The sequence below is a fragment of the Streptomyces sp. NPDC047453 genome (assembly GCF_040643155.1).
GTDB lineage: Bacteria > Actinomycetota > Actinomycetes > Streptomycetales > Streptomycetaceae > Streptomyces.
The window spans coordinates 62169-80438 of the sequence record NZ_JBEYTS010000031.1; the positions used below are offsets into that span (position 1 = coordinate 62169).

Here is an 18270-nt window from a genome sequence, read left to right on the forward strand (position 1 = left end):
CGCTCCGGTTCACGTCCGCCTGAGAGTCCGCACCGGCTCTCCGGGCTTCCAGACCTGGACGACCAGGAACGTGTCGTCCTCGACGCAGGTCCGTACGACCTCCGTCAACTCGGTGCGGAAGAGGTGGAACGGCTGCGGCGGTTCCACCTCTTTCACGTACGCGCCCTTCACCTCGGGGTCCTCCACCTCGACCGCCCGCCCGGAGATCCGCGCGTCACCTCCGGCCATCGCGGTGTCCGGCCCCGGGTTCGCCTGAAGCGCGAACCTCGGATCCCGGCGCAGATCGAGCGCCTTGAGCGAGCCCGGCATCATGCCGAGCCACAACTCGCCGTTCAGGAAGCGCACCTCCAGCCCCGCGGTGCGCGGGGAGCCGTCCGCGCGCAGAGTCACCAGGACGTGGTGCGGGAACGCCCTGAACCGCTGCTCGACGGTCGTGGCCAGGTCGGGTTCCGCCGCGGCAAAGGCCGCCCAGTTCGTCGCCATGCCCCGAGTGTGGCGCCGATACCCGACATCCCCTGTCGGGATTCGGAGGCCTTCGGCGGCGTTCGACGGCGGAGCCGGTGTGCTGCCGGGCATCTTCACCTCACCGCGCTCGTATCCCGGCCCGTTCGGCGGTAGCTTCCCGCCCGTACGTCGTCGATCCAGCGACGGAGGTCCCATGCACGGCCCCACCCCCACCCCGCCCCCGCCCCTGCCCACCGAGAGGCTGCTGTTCGCGATGCCGCCGATGCACGAGTCGGTGGACGACGAACGGCGGTACCGCAAGGAGCGGCTCGCGGGCGCCCTGCGGATCTTCGGCCGGTACGGCCTCGAGGACGGCGTCTCCGGCCACATCACCGCGCGCGACCCCGAGTTCAGCGACTGCTTCTGGGTCAATCCCTTCGGGATGCCGTTCAAGCACGTCACCGTGAGCGACCTGGTGCTCACCAATCAGGACGGGCAGGTGCTCGAGGGCCGACACCACGTCAACCAGGCAGCGTTCACCGTGCACGCCCAGGTCCACGCCGCCCGCCCGGACGTCGTCGCCGTCGCCCACTGCCACTCCGTGCACGGCCGCGCCCTGGCGGCGCTCGGTGACCTGCTGGACCCGATCACCCAGGAGAGCTGCGCCTTCTACGAGGACCACGCCGTCTACGGCTCCTACACCGGCGTCGCCGTCGACGCGGAGGAGGGCCGCCGGATCGCGGCCGCGCTGGGCTCGCGCAAGGCGCTGGTGCTGCGCAACCACGGGCTGCTGACGGTCGGCGACTCGGTGGACGCCGCCGCCTGGTGGTTCCTGGCCATGGAACGCTCCTGCCAGGTGCAGCTGACCGCCCGGGCGGCGGGCCGGCCGGTCCTGATCGACCACGAACTGGCGGTGGCGACCCGGGAGCAACTCGGCGGCGACCTGGTGGCGTGGATCAACTACCAGCCCCTGTGGCAGGACATCAGCCGCGGCGAACCCGACCTGCTGACCTGAGCCCTTCGGCACGCCGGACATCTCGCCCATACGGAGATTCCCGCCAACGGGTCAACGCCGTGTTCCAGGCTTCACCCACGCTGACCGGACCTGGCGAACGCGGGCGGGGCGGTATAGGGCACAATTCGCCTTCTGCGTAGGGGTGTTGTTGCCGCGGCCGGGCCGCGGGATCCGGGGAAGGCGGGCGTCGGGCGTGGCGGTGCAGGAGGCGAGAGGCGGCGTGGGCGCCCACGGGGGCGGCTGCACCTGCGGGGACTGCCCGCACGGGGCGCGTGCGGGACACCGGCAGGCCGTTGCCGCGTTCCTTCTCAAGCGGGACGAGTTCGCCGCGGGCCGGGGACTCCCGGTGGCCGTGGCGCACTCGGCGTCGGCCTCCCGGCAGTGGGTCTCGGAGGAACTGACGCAGTCCGCGGAACTCGTCGCCGAGCGGGGGCGGGCCGAGGGTGAGGCCTGGCTGGCACGGCTGTGGCGCTGGACGGCGTACACGGTGTGGTCGGCGGTCGTACTGCTGCTTCTGGGGCAGGCGTTGACGGCGGTCGGCGCGGGCTGGAGCTCCGCGCGGACGGCGGGACTGCTGGCGGCCGTCCTGGTGGCCGGGGCGCTGACGGCCGCGTCCTGGCTCCACCGGGGGCGCGGCGGGGCACTCGCTCCGGTCATCGGCGAGGACAACCGGCTGTCCACCTCCCGCGCGGTGGCCGCGGGGTGGGTGCTGTTCGTGGCGTACGCGGTGCTGGTGCTGGCGGGCCGGCTCGCTGCGGCCTCGAACCACACCGAGCGCGACGCGCTGATCTCCGGGCTGGACCTGGCGCGCGGCGCCGGTGTGGTCACGGTACTCGCCGTGGTGTGCGGGATCGCGGTCCTCGTACGGCGGGTGGTCGGACTGCGGGTGCTGGGGCAGCGCATCCAGAAGGTGCGCGCGGACCGGCCGCGGGCGGCCGACCTGCTGACCGACGACTCGGGACGGGGCGCCTTCACGGACATCCAGTACGTGGTGATCAGCGCCGTCGCGCTGGCGTTCGCGGCGGTGCGGCTGGCCCGGCGCCCCGACCAACTGCCCGACCTGCCGTGGGGGCTGGCGGTGGTGGTGCTGGTGTCGGCGGCGACCTACCTGGCGGGCAAGTACGCCGACGGCGGCCGTCCTGTCGTCCTGTCGGTGGTCCGGGCCCGGGAGGCCGGTGACCTGGACGCGCCGATCCGGACGGGCGACGACATCGAGATCCGGGGCGCCGGGTTCGTCCCGCCGGGTGCGCAGGGGGCCGACCGGCTGGCCCGTATGAGGGTCCGCATCGGCGCGGTCAACGTGCACGTGCCCCTCGTCCCGGTCACGGGCGGCTTCAGCAATCCCACGGACACGGCACTGACCGTGCCCGTCCCGGCGGACGTGGAGCCGGGCCGGGTCGAGGTGCAGGTGGTGACGGCGGCGGGCGTGGAGACGAACCGGTACACGATCGACGTGACGGAGTAACAGAATGCCGGAGTGCCGGAGTGCCGGAGTGCCGGAGTGCCGGATTGGCGGCGGATGACACCTCCGGCGGATCGGGTGCGGATGGATTTGTGGAGGGCCGTCAGCACCCCGACGCCTTGGGACGCATGAGCCGAAGTCACGCGGAAACCGGAAAAACATCCCCCTGGGGTTGAGCGGGTCCCGCCCCGCGTACGTATGGTCGATTGAGGGGCACATACGACAGCGGTGAGAGGCGGCTCGCAGCGATGACCCAGGTTCGTACGGACACCCGACCCATGCATGCCGATCTGAGCCCAAGCCGGCGGGACACAGCGGGCCGATATGCCCTCCTGCCCCTCCGCATCTTCCTGGGCGTCACCTTTATTTACGCCGGACTGGACAAGCTCACCTCCAGCGGCTTCATGCAGGACACCGGCCCCGGGTCGATCGGCGAGACGATGCGCGCGGTCCGCGACTCCTCCGCCATCCCGGCCCTGGTCGACCTGGCCCTGAAGAACCCGGTCGGCTTCGGCTACGGCATCGCCTTCGCCGAACTGGCCGTCGGCCTCGGCACGCTCCTCGGTCTGCTGGGCCGCCTGGCCGCGCTCGGCGGCGTGCTGATCTCCCTCAGCCTGTGGCTCACGGTCAGCTGGGCCACCACCCCCTACTACTACGGCAACGACCTCATCTATCTGATGGCCTGGCTGCCCCTCGTCCTCGCCGGCGCCTCGATGCTCTCCGTCGACGCCGCGCTGCGGGTACGGCGGCGGCGACGGGCGGGGGAGTACCGATAGTTCGGCACGGGGGAGTACCGGCAGCTCAGCCCGTTCCACCCGTACCCGTCCCGCCGAGGGCCGCGCGGGCGTCCCGGCGCCTGCGCACGGCCCTGTTCACCACCGCCGCCGCGCCTCCCAGGCACAGGCCGCCGACGACCATCGGGGCCAGCAGGAACCACGGGGCCTGCCAGGCACCGGCCGCGTCGCCCGCGTAGACCACTCCCGCGCCGGTGAGGAAGACACCGGACACCAGCTTCCCCGGCTGGAACTCATGGCGCAGCACGGCTCACCTCCGCCTGTCCCATGCCGACCTGGAGCTTGATGTCCAGGGTCCCGGCGTCCTTGCCGCCCGCGGGCGCGGGCAGCGTGATCTTCTGGTGCCGGCCGGGCGCCACGTCCACGTCCTGTGAGGTGTCGCCCGGCAGCCGGATGTCGCCGATCCCCACCTCGATGTTCACCCGCACGATCACGCCCGCCGGCACGATCACCCGCAGCCGGCCCACGCCCACCTGAGCCTTCGTCGTCACCGTCGCTCCCTTGCCGGGGCGTATCCGGGTCAGGTCCAAGGTGCCCTCCCCGGTGCCGAGGTGGTACTCGGGCCGGACGCCCGCCGTCGCGGCGGGCTGCCAGGTCTGGTGCCCCCACTGCGTGGTGACGTCCTTCGGAAGCGCCGCGGAAGTGCCGAGGAGGGCCGCGGTGACCAGCGCCAGCAGTATCGAACCGAAGCCCGTCCGGCCCAGGAACGCGCTCACCACCATGCCCAGGCCGAAGACCGCGAGCGCGCAGGCGAGACCGGCTTGGAGGCTGGTGCCCAAGGCGTCGCCGTTCCAGGTCAGGCGGGTGCCGAGGGTGCCGGCGAGCAGGGCCAGCAGGAAGACCCAGCCGCCGATCCCGCGCGGGCCGCGGGGGCGGGGCGGCTCGGTGCGCACCGGACGGGTGTACTCGCCGGCATGCGCGCCGAGGCCGATGTTGACAGCCGCGGCGACGTCCCGGCCGTGCGAGTCGCGGGGACCCCACAGATAGCCCGTGCCGCCGACGTGGGTGCCGTCCTTGACGATCGGGTCGCGCCACCAGGAGGGGTAGATCGCGGGCACCGGCGGTGCCTTGGCCTCCGGCGGGGCGTCGGCTGCTGCCTGGGCGGCCAGCGGGTCCGGGCCGGGGGCGCCGCGGTGCTGCGACCAGTACCCGGCGCCGGCGAGGAGCAGGGACAGGACGACGCCGAAGGACAGCACGCTGCCGTTGCCCAGCATGGACAGGAAGACCCCGCAGCCGACCAGCGCGAACAGCACGGCCGCGAGAGCCGGTCCGTCCACCCGGCCGGTGAGGAGCTTGCGCACCTCGTTCTCCTCCTCCTCGTCGTACGGCACGAAGAGCCAGGCGAAGCCGTAGAAGATGAGGCCTATGCCGCCGGTCGCGGCCAGCACGGCCAGCGTGATCCGGAAGATCACCGGATCCATGTCGCACTGCCGCCCCAGACCGGCGCAGACGCCGCCTATCACCCTGTGCGTCCGGTCCCGCCGGAACTTCGTCACCCCGTCGGTAACGCCCGCTCCGGTATCGGCCTCGGCGCGCGCCCCGGCAGCGGTGCCGGCTCCCGCCGTCCCGGTCTCCGGCCCGGCGGCCGGGTCCCGGTGTTCGGACGCCCCCGTCGTGCCCGTCACGCTCTCCCCTCCCATCCCGTCGGCCGAGCCCGGCCGTCCGTCCGCGTGCGGCGCGCCCGGCTGCCCGGGTGCCCGCGGCTGTTCACCCGCACCCGCGCCGGGCACGGCGTCCCGCGGCCCGGTGCCCGGGGACGGGCCCGGGCCGGAGCCGGGTTCCGGACCCCTCGCGGCGTGCTGGTGATTCGTCATGCGTCCATGGTGACGGGCGTGCGGTCGTGACGGGAGCCGGGACGACCCTGGGCGAACCCTGATTCGCCCCTGAGCCGTGGCCGGGGATACGTTCGACAGGCCGTCGGGCCGCGACCCGGGGCCTTTTCGAAGAGCCTTTTCGCAGAGCGGATTCGAAGATCAGGGGAGTCTAGGGGGCGGACCCTGATGTCCCCGCACCGCCGGGCGTGTGACCATCAGTGGCATGCCGGAAGCCGCAGCAGTGCCCCTCGACGCCCCGCGGCCGCCGCGCAAGCTCTACCGCAGCAGCGACGGACGCTGGCTCGGCGGAGTGGCGCGGGGCCTCGCCGGGCACCTCGGGCTGCCCGTGGTCTGGGTGCGGCTCGTCTTCGTCGGCCTGTTCATGGCCGACGGGCTCGGCGCGCTGGTGTACGCGGCCTTCTGGTTCTTCGTGCCCCTCGGCGTCGGCGGCGTCGGCGACCAGAAGCCGCCGTCCCTCGTCACCACCGAGACCTCGCCGGACGGCCGCCGCAGAATCGTCGCCCGCAAGCCGGACAAGGGCCAGATCGTCGCCCTGCTCCTCATGGTCGTCGTGGCGATGGTCTTCGTCGGCAGCGTCAATCCGGGCACCGGCGCGAAGGCCTACCTCCTGCCGGCCGTCCTCGTCGCCGCGGGCGTCGCCCTGGTCTGGCGCCAGGCGGACAACGCCCGCCGGGCCCGCTGGGTCGAGGTCGGCCGCCGCCGCCGTACGCTCACCCTGGCCCGCGCCGGCGCGGGCGTCCTGCTGGTCACGGCCGGGGTCTCGGCCATCTTCGTGATGCAGGGGTCGGCCGCCCATCTCGGCTCGGTCCTCCAGGCGGCCCTCGCCGTCCTGGTCGGCATAACCCTGCTCGCCGGCCCCTACCTCGTGCGCATGACCCAGGACCTCTCCGAGGAGCGTCTGATGCGCATCCGCGCCCAGGAGCGGGCCGAGGTCGCCGCCCACGTCCACGACTCGGTGCTGCACACCCTGACCCTGATCCAGCGCAACGCGGAGAACGCGGGCGAGGTGCGCCGCCTCGCCCGGGCCCAGGAGCGCGACCTGCGCGCCTGGCTCTACAAGCCGGAGGGCAACGGCAAGGACGAGGCCGACGAGCCGGCCACCCTCGCCGAGGCGGTCAAGCGCAACGCCGCCGAGGTCGAGGACAAGCACGGCGTTCCCATAGAGGTGGTCGCGGTCGGCGACTGCCCGCTCGACGACCGGATCGGCGCCCAGATGCAGGCCGCGCGGGAAGCCATGGTGAACGCCGCCAAGTACGGTGGCGAGGGCGGCGCCGTCCAGGTCTACGCCGAGGTCGAGGGCAGGACGGTCTTCGTGTCCGTCCGGGACCGCGGACCCGGCTTCGACCTCGACGCGATACCCGACGACCGGATGGGCGTCAGAGAATCGATCATCGGCCGTATGGAGCGCAACGGGGGGACGGCCCGGCTGCGGGCCGTGCCGGACGGCGGCACGGAGGTCGAGCTGGAGATGGAGAGGGCGGAGAACACGTGATGAGCGACCCGACCGAGACGAACGGTACGGCGGGAGCGGAGACGACGGGGGCGGGCGGGCGGCACGTGCGCGTGGTCCTCGTCGACGACCACCGCATGTTCCGCACCGGGGTCCAGGCCGAGATCGGCCAGACCGAGCAGACGGGCGTGGAGGTCGTCGGCGAGGCCGCGGACGTCGACCAGGCGGTCACGGTCATCACCGCGACCCGGCCCGAGGTGGTCCTGCTCGACGTCCACCTGCCCGGCGGCGGCGGAGTGGAGGTGCTGCGGCGCTGCGCCGCCCTGACCACCGACGCCGAGCGGCCCGTCCGCTTCCTCGCGCTGTCCGTATCGGACGCGGCGGAGGATGTGATCGGCGTGATCCGCGGCGGAGCGCGCGGCTATGTGACGAAGACGATCACGGGCACCGACCTCGTCGACTCGATCTTCCGGGTCCAGGAGGGCGACGCCGTCTTCTCCCCGCGCCTGGCCGGCTTCGTCCTCGACGCCTTCGCCTCGACCGACGCCCCGCCGGTCGACGAGGACCTCGACCGCCTCACCCAGCGAGAGCGGGAGGTGCTGCGCCTCATCGCCCGCGGCTACGCGTACAAGGAGATCGCCAAGCAGCTCTTCATCTCCGTCAAGACGGTGGAGTCCCACGTCTCCGCGGTGCTGAGGAAGCTCCAGCTCTCCAACCGACACGAGCTGACCCGCTGGGCGACGGCACGCCGGCTGGTGTGACCTACCGGTAGGCACGCCTCCGCGATCGTGCCGTCCAGCGACGGCACGTCACCGCGGGGGCGGCGCCGGCCGGTGCGCATCCGGTCCGGACTCCCTCACGCCACCCGCGTCGCCCCCGCGAAGGGCATCTGGTCGACCGGGGCCAGGCGGACCGGGGCCGAGGGGTTCGGGGCGTGGATCATCTGGCCGTTGCCGACGTAGAGGCCGACGTGGCTGATGCCGGAGTAGAAGAACACCAGGTCGCCGGGGCGCAGTGCCGAGCGTGGGACACGTTGGCCCGCGCCGATCTGGGCGTAGGTGGTGCGGGGCAGCGAGACCCCGGCGGAGCGGTAGGCGGCCTGGATCAGGCCCGAGCAGTCGAAGGCGTTCGGTCCGGTCGCGCCCCACACATAGGGGCTGCCGAGCTTCCGGTAGGCGTAGGCGACGGCCGCCGCCGCGCGCGAACCGGGGGCGGTGACCGAGGCCGGGTCACCGAGTGGGTCTCGGGCCCCGGTGCCGTGGCGGGCCGCGTGCCCGGTGTCCCCGCCCGTGTCGATCGCCGTGCGCTGCTGCGGGGACAGCCCGGCCAGCAGCCGCCGGGCCTCGTCCAGTTTGGTGGTCACCGTCTTCTTCTGCCGGCGCAGTTCCGCCTGCCGCGTCCGGAACGAGGTCAGCTCGACGCGCGCGTCCCCGCGCAGCCGGCCGATCTCTCTGAGCTGCCGGCGCACATCGGCCACGGCGGCCGTCTGCCGGACGCCCGCGCGCTCGGCGAACTCGGCCCCGTCCAGGTACCGCCGGGGCTCGTCGGACAGCATCAGCCGCACCACGGGGTCGATCCCGCCGTCCCGATACTGCGCCGCGGCGATCGAGCCCAGCGTGTCGCGGGCGGAGTTCAGCTTCTCCTGCCTGCGGGCGGCCTCGTCGCCCAGTGCCTTCAGCCGCTGCTCGGCCGTGTCCGCCTTCTCCTTCGCACCGTCGTACTTCTCGGTGGCGGTCTCCGCCTCCCGGTAGAGCCTGTCCACCGTGGCCTTGATCTGCTCCGGCCCCGGCCGCGGAGCGGCGTGCACGGTGCCGTCGAAGCCGGTCGCCGTCGCGGCGCCCGCGAGGGCGATCGTGGCGGCCGTACGGACGGTGCTCCCGCCGAGCGAGCGCTGTCGGAGCTTGCGGTGCGCTGCCACGAGGAGCGTCACGTCCCTTCTGCCTGCCGCGGAGGCGGGGCCCGGGTCCGGCGGCGGCCCGCACAGGGGAAGCAGCCCGCCGCCGGACTTCTCGGCGGTGGTGTCCGGCTGCCGCCCCTGGCCCGGGCGGCGGTGAAGCCGGTCACCTGAGGGAGGAGCTAAGCCGCTCGGTGAGCGCCGGGTGAGGTCATGTACGGAAGTGGCGGCAGGGGATCGCCGGGTGACCGTATGTGACCGCGATCCCGCTCCGGCGACGTCGCCTTCACGCGCTGCGATGACCGATGCGTGGATTTCCGGGGCGTTCGTGCTGGGCGAGGTGCTATGTGTCGCATATATGCGGCGACCGGCGGGCGTCCGCTTGTGTCCACCCGGGGCCTGTGTCTGCCCGCGTCCGGCGTCGGGGTGCGCGCGTCGGCGGGCGGCCGCCTGGGACGGGCCGGTGCCGGGAGCGGAAAGACCGCTGGTTAGGCTCCGGACTCATGGACGTACTCATCCATCTCTTCGTCGGTCTGCACATCGTCGGTATCGCCGCTCTGCTCGGCGGCTTCCTCACCCAGATGAAGGCGATGGGCCGCGGCGCGGCCCGGTTCGTGCCGGCGATGCTGCACGGCGCGCTGACGATGCTGGTCACCGGCGTGGTCCTGGTCGGCCTCAACCAGGCCCAGGGCCACCACGTCGACAACATCAAGATCGGCGTGAAGCTGGCGCTGCTGATCGTGATCCTCGGCCTGGTCTACGTCAAGCGGGACGACGAGAAGGTGGACAAGAGCCTGTTCGGCCTGGTGGGCCTGCTCACCACGGCGAACATCTTCATCGCCGTGCTGTGGACGTGACGGTCAGCGCAGCGCCCTGAGTTCGGCACGCGCGTCCAGGACCGCGCCCGTGGCGACGGCCAGCCAGGCCGCCACCGCGACCCACAGCAGCACCTCCCCGAGCCCCCGCGACGGGACGTCCGCGGCGGCCGCGACGGACACGCTCGCCGCCGCCGTTATGCCCATCGGGAACACGGTCGACCAGCGGCGCACGTCGTAGCGCAGCCGGGGCCGTACCAGCTCGGCGACGACCAGGACGGCGTACCAGCACAGGTCGAGCACGAGGAGCGCCAGGGTCACCGCCCGCAGCACACCGCTGTCGTCGGCGTCCCACAGGTACATGCCTCCGCCGCCGACCGCGATCAACTGCGCGCCGGCGAGAGCCGAGATGGCCAGGGCCCCGCCCGCGATCCACTGGTCCCCGTGCCCCTCGAGCGGCTGCCGCAGGTCGAAGCAGCACAGCGCGCACACGTACAGCACGAGCCCGAGCCAGAACAGCACCAGCGCGGCGTACGCCGGCCAGGCCACGGCCTGCGCCTTGGCCAGAGTGGCGGCGAGCACGGCCAGGCCCTCGGTCGCCACGCAGCTCAGGAACACCGCCCCGGGCATGGGTCGGCGGTAGTTGCGGACCACCAGCACCAGCAGCCCCGGCCCACAGCACGAAGGCCAGCGCGAGCAGCGCCTCCGCGAGGGTCTGCCACTCCAGCGCCGAGAAACGGCTCCCGAGCACGGTCGTCGCCGCGACGGCGGTGAGGGCGCCCGGCGTTCCCGCCTCTCTGATCCACCGCGCCCGGTCGCCCAGCAGCCGTAGGGCGAAGTCCGCCGCCAGCGTCAGCCAGGCGAAGCAGGCCACCGCGAGGATCACGGCGGACAGGAGTTCGTAGCCCGTCAGATGCAGGGCGACCGACACGATGCCGGTGGCCATCACGGCGGCCCCGGCCGCAGGGGGGGGCGCTGGGCCAACCAGGCGCGGAAGGGCGAGGTGCCGGGCATGGCCCGATGCTAAGGAGCTGCGCGCGCCCATGCGCGGGGCACGCGCGTGGGTGCGCGCAAAAACCGGCCCGCCGAATGCCCGCCGGACGGGACGTGCCGCCCTCAGTCCGGCCGCACCACGCGGTGCACCGCCGATTCGCCGTCGTGGTGGACGGACTCCTCGCGGACGCGGCCGCCGGGCCTCGGCGCGTGGATCATCGCGCCGTCACCGGCGTAGAGACCGACGTGGTCCGCGTCACCGAAGAAGGCGAAGAAGACGAGGTCGCCGGGCCGGGCCTCGGAGAGCGGGACCGTCGTACCGGCCTGGGCCTGGTCGCGGGCGGCGCGGGGCATCGTGACGCCGGCGGCCTTCCAGGCGGCCTGGGTGAGGCCGGAGCAGTCGTACGACCCCGGACCCGACGCACCCCACACGTACGGCTTGCCGATCTGCTCGCGGGCGAAGGCGAGGGCCTGGTCGGCCCTGGTGGCCTGCGCGGGGCCGGACGCCCGCCCGGGGAACACACCGGACGAGGCACCGGGGGCCGCGCCGTCGCCCTGACGAGGGGAGGGGGCGGCGTTCTCCGCGTTCGCAGCGCTCTCTGCGTACTCCGTGTTCGCTGCGTGCTCCGTGCTCTCTGCGTTCCCGGCCGCCTGCGCTTGCGGCGCGGGCTCAGGCGCGCGCACGGCCTCACGCGCTTGGGACGCCGACAGCAGCAGTACGCGCGCGTGGGCCAGCTTCCGCTGGACGGCCGCCTTGGCCGCCGCGATGTCGTGCTGCGGCTCGGCCGGCGGCCCGGGGAGGTCAGGGGCCGGGGCCGGGGAGGTGCTTGGGGCTGTGGCCGTGACCGTGGTCTCGGGTGCCGGCGGCCGCGTGGTGTGGCCGTCGACCAGGCTTTCGCGGCGTGCGTTCAGCCGGCTGATCAGCTGAGCCTGGTCGAAGTAGCCCTGCGGGGTCTCGGTGAGCAGCAGGGCGGCGGTCTCGGGGGCGGGGTCACCGTTGCGGTACGGGGTCGCCGCGAAGGAACCGAGCATCTCCCGCGCCTTGCCGAGCATGTCGGCGCGCTTGGCGACGTCGTCGAGGAGCGCGGCGACCAGCCCGCGCTGCCTCGCCCCCCTCTTCTGGCCGGTGTCCTGCTGTGCGGCGTCGTTCCGCGCGGTCGACGACCCCGCCCGGCCGTACAGGTAGTCGAGCTTCCTCTCGACCTCTTCCGGGCTCGGCCCGTCACCGTCCGCCCCGTTCGTGCCTGGTCCGTGCGTGCCTGATCCGGGTGTTGCGGCGGGCCGCGTGCCGCTGTGCGACGCCAAGGGAGGCGACTCCTTCCATCGTCCGCCTGCCGGTTGGCCGTCGGGATCGGGTGGATTGCGTGGGGATGCCGCGTCGTCGGCGAGTCCCCCGGTGACGATCATGCGGTCAGATCGCACGCTAACCAACTTGTGTGGCTCGTGTGAAGGTTGGTGCGAGGTATGTCCGATACGTTTTCGTGACCTTGGTCTCGGCCTCGTCGAACCGGTCATTTCCCGGGGCGGCCACGGGATGTCGGTGGGGCGCCCTAGACTCGTAGAGCGATGAGCAGCCTCTTTGACGACAGCTTCCTGGCAGATCTCCAGGCCCCCCGCGGGCACGAGGAAGAGCCCCCGCCGCCGCCCGAGGGCGATCACGCTCCGGAGCCGGTTCCGGACGATCTGTTCGGCGGGAAGTTCGACGTGCCCCCGGACCGGGACGCCTACTACCGCGACGGCGCCCACCGGCCGGTCGCGGACCCGGCCGCGCTCCTGGAGGGGCTGAACGACAACCAGCGCGCCGCCGTCGCGCACTCCGGCTCCCCGCTGCTCATCGTGGCCGGCGCCGGCTCCGGCAAGACCCGTGTGCTCACGCACCGGATCGCGTACCTGCTGGCCGAGCGGGGCGCCCACCCCGGCCAGATCCTGGCGATCACCTTCACCAACAAGGCCGCCGGCGAGATGAAGGAGCGCGTCGAGCAGCTCGTCGGACCGCGCGCCAACGCGATGTGGGTGATGACCTTCCACAGCGCGTGCGTGCGCATCCTGCGCCGGGAGAGCAAGAAGCTCGGCTTCACGTCCTCCTTCTCGATCTACGACGCCGCCGACTCCAAGCGCCTGATGGCCCTGGTCTGCCGTGACCTGGACCTCGACCCCAAGCGCTACCCGCCCAAGTCGTTCAGCGCCAAGATCAGCAACCTCAAGAACGAGCTGATCGACGAGGAGGACTTCGCCGCCCAGGCCACCGACGGCTTCGAGAAGACCCTCGCCCAGGCCTACGCCCTCTACCAGTCGCGGCTGCGCGAGGCCAACGCCCTCGACTTCGACGACCTGATCATGACGACGGTCAACCTGCTGCGCGCCTTCCCCGACGTCGCCGAGCACTACCGCCGCCGCTTCCGGCACGTCCTGGTCGACGAGTACCAGGACACCAACCACGCGCAGTACGCCCTGGTACGGGAACTGGTCGGCACCGCCGAGCACCCCGTGGACGTACCGCCCGCCGAGGACGAGCTGCGACCCGCCGAGCTGTGCGTGGTCGGTGACGCCGACCAGTCGATCTACGCCTTCCGCGGCGCGACCATCCGCAACATCCTCCAGTTCGAGGAGGACTACCCGGACGCGACGACGATCCTGCTGGAGCAGAACTACCGCTCCACGCAGACGATCCTGTCCGCCGCCAACGCGGTCATCGAGCGCAACGAGTCCCGCCGTCCCAAGAACCTGTGGACCAACGCCGGCGCGGGCGCCCGCATCACGGGTTACGTCGCCGACACCGAGCACGACGAGGCGCAGTTCGTCGCCGACGAGATAGACCGCCTCACGGACGCGGGCGAGGCCAAGGCCGGCGACGTCGCCGTCTTCTACCGCACCAACGCCCAGTCCCGTGTCTTCGAAGAGATCTTCATCCGCGTCGGCCTGCCCTACAAGGTCGTCGGCGGCGTCCGCTTCTACGAGCGCAAGGAGGTCCGGGACGTCCTGGCCTACCTGCGCGTCCTGGCCAACCCCGAGGACTCCGTCCCGCTGCGCCGCATCCTCAACGTGCCCAAGCGGGGCATCGGCGAGCGCGCCGAGGCGATGATCGACGCCCTCGCCCAGCGGGAGAGGGTCAGCTTCCCGCAGGCGCTGCGCCGCGTCGACGAGGCGTACGGCATGGCCGCGCGCTCCACGAACGCGGTCAAGCGGTTCAACACGCTGATGGAGGACCTCCGCACGATCGTCGAGTCGGGCGCCGGACCGGCCACGATCCTGGAGGCCGTCCTGGAACGCACGGGCTACCTGGCCGAATTGCAGGCCTCCACCGACCCACAGGACGAGACCCGTATCGAGAACCTCCAGGAACTCGCCGCGGTCGCCCTGGAGTTCGAGCAGGAGCGCGGGGAGGGGGAGCCGGTCGCGCTCTCCGACTTCCTGGAGCAGGTCGCCCTGGTCGCCGACTCCGACCAGATCCCGGACGAGGAGGACGGCGACGGCGTCATCACGCTGATGACCCTGCACACCGCCAAGGGCCTGGAGTTCCCGGTCGTCTTCCTGACGGGCATGGAGGACGGCGTCTTCCCGCACATGCGCGCCCTCGGCCAGACCAAGGAGCTGGAGGAGGAGCGGCGCCTGGCCTACGTCGGCATCACACGCGCGCGGGAGCGGCTGTACCTGACTCGTTCGGCGATGCGCAGCGCCTGGGGCCAGCCGTCGTACAACCCGCCCTCCCGGTTCCTGGAGGAGATCCCGCCGACGCACGTGGACTGGAAGCGGACGGGCGGTTCGGCCTTCGCGCCCTCCGGTCCGGCCTCATCGGTGGCGGCCTCGCTGTCCTCGTCCCGGTCCCGCTCGTCGGCGTCCGGCGCCTCGGGCTTCGCCACCCGCCGCACCACGGAGAAGCCGGTGGCGGCCCTCGCCGTCGGAGACCGGGTCACGCACGACCAGTTCGGCCTGGGCACGGTGGTCGCCGTCGCGGGCACGGGCGACAAGGCCCAGGCAACGATCGACTTCGGCGACGGCAAGGCGAAGCGGCTGCTGCTGCGGTACGCGCCGGTGGAGAAGCTGTAGCGGGAGAGGGTTACGTCGGGTCGAGGCCGTGGCTGCGCAGCCACGACAGCGGGTCGATGGGCGCCCCGCCCGCGGGCCTGACCTCGAAGTGCAGATGCGGGCCGGTGGAGTTGCCGGAGTTCCCGGAGTAGGCGATCGGCTCTCCGGCCTTCACCGTCGCGCCGGAGGGGACCCGGTAGCTGGAGAGGTGGCAGTACCACGTCTCCGTGCCGTCCATCGCGGTCACGATCATCATGTTGCCGTAGGCGCTGTTCCACTGCGTGCGGACCGTGCCGTCGGTCGCGGCCAGCACCGTCGTCCCGTACGACACGGGGAAGTCGATGCCGGTGTGCACCGACATCCAGTTCACGCCGGCCTGTCCGAAGTAGGCGCTGAGACCCCTCTCGAAGACCGGGACCGCGAACTTGGGGCGCAGCCGCTCTTTGCGGGCCGCCTCCTCCGCCGCCTTCTTCTTCTCGGCCTCCTGCTGCGCCTTGAGGTCGATACGCTCCTGGTACCGGCTGGCCCGGTCGGCGAAGTCGTTCGCCCCCGCGGACAGGCCCTGCAGTTGGGTGTCCAGCTTGTTGTTGGCGGTGGACGCCTTGACGGGGTGCGCGTCGGGCGTGACCGCCGCGCTGTCCTTGCCGTCCTCGGTCAGACCGCCCACGGAGGCGGCGGCGATCCCGGCGACCCCCATCACGCAGACCGAGGGCACCGCCACCGTGAGCAGTGCGGAGCGCCTGGCCGGGGGGCGGCGCCGGGAGCGGCCCGCTGCGCGTGAGGCCGCTCGCGAGACGGGGGCCGGAGCGGGGGTGACTTCTTCCTCGTCGTCGAGCAGCGGCGGGGCCGGGTCCGGCTCAATCGCGGCGGCCGGTTCCTCTTCCGCCGAGTCGTCCTGCGGCTCGTGCGGTTCGGGCCCCTCGAAGTTCTCGCCGACCGTGGTGCCGCCGTCGCCGTTCCACTGCGTGGCGTCGTACGCGCCGGTGTCGGAGGCCTGCGTGCCCCAGTCCCACTGCTGGGTGGCGTCGGCGGCGGCCGCCTGGTCCGGCTGGAGCCAGGTGTGCGCGTCCCACTGGCCGCTGGTGTCGACCGGCGTGGACTGCGTTGGAACGGAGGCCAGTTGCTGCTGGTAGCCGGTCGCCCAGGCGGTGGTGTCGTACGCGCCGGTGTCATAGGCGGTGTGGTGCTGGGCCGCGTACGGGTCGTAGTTCTGGCTCTGGTGGCCGTTCGTGGACCAGGCGGTGGTGTCGTACGAACCCGTGGTGTGCGTCTCGCCGGTCGTGAGACCGTCGTAGAGAGGGTCGGCGGTGTAGTTCGCCGTGGCGTACGTGCCGGTGTGGTAACCGGTGGCGTTGTAGTCGCTGTACGTGGTGAAGTCGCCGTATGCGGCTTCCTGTCCGTCGTACGACGCGTAGGGCGTCGAGGCGGCATCGGAGGCCGGAGCCGGGGCGGCCATGGTCCCCGACGGGTGACGGTCGTTCACCAACTTCTCTTTCGCCTCGACAACAGGGGCTGGCAGAGCAGTGCGGTGACTGTACCCGGCGGTATGAGGGCGCGACAATCTTCCGCAGGTTTCCCCGAGGCGGGAAACGGGCATTCAGCCGTGATTCGCCGGGGTGTGGAGACGGCTTTAACTTTGTGTTCGAGTTGCGTTCGATCCCAAGGGGTTGGCCGTCAGGCGACGGTCACTCCGCCGGCGCGGTCGGCGGTTGGGTCTCCGGGGCGCGCGGTGTCGAGGACCTGCCGTATCCCGGTCGCCACGGCGGGGTGGAGCGGCAGGGCGAGATGTCCGATTCCGCTGACCTGGATGTTCTCCACCTTCAGGTCGGGGTGCTCGATGCAGGCCGACTCCAGCGGGTCCATCAGGTGGTCGAGGTCGCTCCAGAAGCTGACGAAGTGCGTACGGCAGCCCGGCGCGGGGCGCGACAGCTCCTCGATCAGCTCGGAACCGGGGCGCATCTGCCGCACGATCGGATGGGCGTTGGCCAGCGGCGCGACCCGGGTGCCGGAGTGCGGGGTACCGAGGGTGACGAGGGTGCGGACCCGCAGGTCGCCGCCGAGCCGCTGCACGTAGTAGCGGGCGATCAGTCCGCCGAGGCTGTGTCCGACGACGTCGATCTGCCTGCTGCCGGTGCGCTCGCAGATCTCGTCTATGTGCCGGCCGAGCAGTTCGGCCGCGGTGCGGATGTCGCAGGTCAGCGGTGAGTAGTTCAGAGACTCCACGCGCTGCCTGCCGTGCTGGGCGAGGCTGCGGCGCAGCAGGACGAACACGGAGCGGTTGTCGATGAACCCGTGCAGCAGCACGACCGGTGGCTTCGCTTCGGTCGGCAGCTGGGCGGTGCCCTCGGGCGCCGGGATCGCGCGGGAGGCGCCGCGGCGCTCCTGGACGATGCCCGAGGGGTAGAGCAGGAGATGTCCCGCGAGGATCGCGAGTTCCAGAGCGGTCGCCTTCAGCAGGGCCAGTGAGAGCCCGGCGAGTCTGCACGGCAGCAGGCACCGGCAGAGCGGGAGGATGGGGTCCGCGACCCTGGTGACCTTCATGGCCGACCTCCTGTCGGCACGCGGGAGGACGGCCCTGTCCCCCCTGTGCCCTCGTGGGCAGTCGCGGCGGGGGCGGTCGGCCGGGCAGGCTTCGCGCTGCCGTGCCCCACCGGCCCCGGGTGCCCTTCGTGCCCTCGCGGATACGGCGCACCACCGCGGCGCGCGGTCTGCGGCGCGGGGGTGCGACGACCTCGTTGCGGTTCCCGTCGTGCTTGCTCCCGCAGTGGTCCGCGCGCCGCGGCAAAGGCGTGCGGCGCGAGGGCCGCGCGGACGGGGAAAGATGCGCGGCCTGCGGGTCCCCCCTGCCCGGAGAACTCGGGGGAGTGTCCCACCATGTGATTTCCCCCTCCCTCTGCACCGTGAAACTGCCGGTTGCGGGATGCTGGCGATAACGTACGTTCACTTCCCCGGACGGTGTGGTGCGGGGCGTCCGTGCCACATGTGAGGTACTTGTCGGTACGGATGGATGTAGTCGCTTCATGGAGGCAGTGATGGGTGTGGCAGCCGGTCCGATCCGCGTGGTGGTGGCCAAGCCGGGGCTCGACGGCCACGATCGGGGCGCCAAGGTGATCGCGCGGGCCCTGCGCGACGCCGGTATGGAGGTCATCTACACCGGGCTCCACCAGACCCCGGAGCAGATCGTGGACACGGCGATCCAGGAGGACGCCGACGCGATCGGCCTTTCCATCCTCTCGGGCGCGCACAACACGCTGTTCGCCGCGGTGATCGAACTGCTCAGGGAGCGCGACGCGGAGGACATCGTCGTCTTCGGCGGCGGCATCATCCCGGAGGCGGACATCCCCCCGCTCAAGGAGAAGGGTGTCGCGGAGATCTTCACCCCGGGCGCGACCACCCAGTCGATCGTCGACTGGGTCAGGGCGAACGTCCGCCAGCCCGCCGAGGCGTAGGGGCGCCGGCGGCTCCCGCAGGACCTCCCGGCGCCGGCCGGGTGCGAGCGGCCCGTCCTGGGGGCACGGCCCCCAGGGAGACCCGCCTTCACC

15 protein-coding genes and 1 pseudogene are annotated in these 18270 nt (G+C 72.3%); 8 read left to right on the plus strand and 8 right to left on the minus strand.

Going from position 1 to position 18270, the window contains the following annotated elements:
• Positions 1-9: 9 nt before the first annotated feature.
• Positions 10-483 carry a pyridoxamine 5'-phosphate oxidase family protein gene (locus ABZ818_RS25085; RefSeq protein WP_361418718.1) on the minus strand — a complete coding sequence of 158 codons (474 nt, stop codon included), beginning with the start codon at positions 481-483 and terminating at the stop codon, positions 10-12.
• Positions 484-658: 175 nt separating this feature from the next.
• Between ABZ818_RS25085 and ABZ818_RS25090 the strand changes: the two genes are divergently transcribed.
• The 3 genes from ABZ818_RS25090 (at position 659) to ABZ818_RS25100 (ending at position 3697) form a co-directional block, all read left to right on the plus strand.
• Entirely contained in the window at positions 659-1459 is an 801-nt protein-coding gene (locus ABZ818_RS25090) for a class II aldolase/adducin family protein (RefSeq protein WP_361418721.1), read from the plus strand.
• Between the two features lie 193 nt (positions 1460-1652).
• A complete protein-coding gene (locus ABZ818_RS25095) occupies positions 1653-2924 on the plus strand; it encodes a hypothetical protein (RefSeq protein ID WP_361418724.1) in 1272 nt (423 codons plus the stop codon).
• A 245-nt stretch (positions 2925-3169) separates the two neighbouring features.
• Positions 3170-3697: a DoxX family membrane protein gene (locus ABZ818_RS25100; protein ID WP_361418727.1), complete on the plus strand. Its 528-nt coding sequence runs from the start codon at positions 3170-3172 to the stop codon at positions 3695-3697.
• Between the two features lie 25 nt (positions 3698-3722).
• Here the strand turns inward: ABZ818_RS25100 and ABZ818_RS25105 are convergent, their stop codons facing one another.
• Both ABZ818_RS25105 and ABZ818_RS25110 read right to left on the minus strand, forming a co-directional pair.
• Positions 3723-3962, minus strand: coding sequence for a hypothetical protein (locus tag ABZ818_RS25105; RefSeq protein WP_361418730.1), 240 nt, complete (start codon positions 3960-3962; stop codon positions 3723-3725).
• Positions 3949-5529 (minus strand): PspC domain-containing protein, encoded by a 1581-nt coding sequence (locus ABZ818_RS25110; RefSeq protein ID WP_361418733.1) that lies wholly within the window; start codon positions 5527-5529, stop codon positions 3949-3951. Before ABZ818_RS25110 ends, ABZ818_RS25105 begins: the two co-directional genes overlap by 14 nt.
• Before the next feature lie 223 nt (positions 5530-5752).
• On the opposite strand from ABZ818_RS25110, the gene ABZ818_RS25115 reads away from it, so the two are divergent.
• Together ABZ818_RS25115 and ABZ818_RS25120 are read left to right on the plus strand one after the other, a co-directional pair.
• A complete protein-coding gene (locus ABZ818_RS25115; protein ID WP_361418736.1) occupies positions 5753-7042 on the plus strand; it encodes a PspC domain-containing protein in 1290 nt (429 codons plus the stop codon).
• Complete coding sequence (locus tag ABZ818_RS25120; protein ID WP_361418739.1) at positions 7042-7761, plus strand: response regulator transcription factor; 720 nt, start codon at positions 7042-7044, stop codon at positions 7759-7761. Before ABZ818_RS25115 ends, ABZ818_RS25120 begins: the two co-directional genes overlap by 1 nt.
• A gap of 95 nt (positions 7762-7856) precedes the next feature.
• Here ABZ818_RS25120 and ABZ818_RS25125 read toward each other — a convergent pair whose 3' ends face one another.
• Positions 7857-8918 (minus strand): NlpC/P60 family protein, encoded by a 1062-nt coding sequence (locus ABZ818_RS25125; RefSeq protein WP_361418795.1) that lies wholly within the window; start codon positions 8916-8918, stop codon positions 7857-7859.
• Positions 8919-9397: 479 nt separating this feature from the next.
• On the opposite strand from ABZ818_RS25125, the gene ABZ818_RS25130 reads away from it, so the two are divergent.
• On the plus strand, positions 9398-9751 hold the full coding sequence (locus tag ABZ818_RS25130; protein ID WP_361418742.1) for a hypothetical protein: 354 nt from the start codon (positions 9398-9400) through the stop codon (positions 9749-9751).
• 3 nt (positions 9752-9754) lie between these two features.
• On the opposite strand, the pseudogene ABZ818_RS25135 reads toward ABZ818_RS25130, so the two are convergent.
• Positions 9755-10723: pseudogene (locus tag ABZ818_RS25135) on the minus strand (tellurite resistance/C4-dicarboxylate transporter family protein).
• Positions 10724-10825: 102 nt separating this feature from the next.
• Positions 10826-12007, minus strand: coding sequence for an NlpC/P60 family protein (locus tag ABZ818_RS25140; protein ID WP_361418745.1), 1182 nt, complete (start codon positions 12005-12007; stop codon positions 10826-10828).
• 261 nt (positions 12008-12268) lie between these two features.
• Between ABZ818_RS25140 and pcrA the strand changes: the two genes are divergently transcribed.
• Positions 12269-14749 (plus strand): DNA helicase PcrA, encoded by a 2481-nt coding sequence (gene pcrA, locus ABZ818_RS25145; protein ID WP_361418748.1) that lies wholly within the window; start codon positions 12269-12271, stop codon positions 14747-14749.
• A 10-nt stretch (positions 14750-14759) separates the two neighbouring features.
• Here the strand turns inward: pcrA and ABZ818_RS25150 are convergent, their stop codons facing one another.
• Both ABZ818_RS25150 and ABZ818_RS25155 read right to left on the minus strand, forming a co-directional pair.
• Positions 14760-16211 (minus strand): M23 family metallopeptidase, encoded by a 1452-nt coding sequence (locus ABZ818_RS25150; protein ID WP_361418751.1) that lies wholly within the window; start codon positions 16209-16211, stop codon positions 14760-14762.
• Positions 16212-16402: 191 nt separating this feature from the next.
• The gene (locus ABZ818_RS25155) at positions 16403-17269 is read right to left on the minus strand and encodes an alpha/beta fold hydrolase (RefSeq protein WP_361418754.1); all 867 of its coding nucleotides are present in this window, start codon (positions 17267-17269) and stop codon (positions 16403-16405) included.
• Positions 17270-17760: 491 nt separating this feature from the next.
• Here ABZ818_RS25155 and ABZ818_RS25160 point away from each other — a divergent pair, with 491 nt between their 5' ends.
• Positions 17761-18177 carry a cobalamin B12-binding domain-containing protein gene (locus ABZ818_RS25160; RefSeq protein ID WP_141359236.1) on the plus strand — a complete coding sequence of 139 codons (417 nt, stop codon included), beginning with the start codon at positions 17761-17763 and terminating at the stop codon, positions 18175-18177.
• Positions 18178-18270 lie beyond the last annotated feature (93 nt).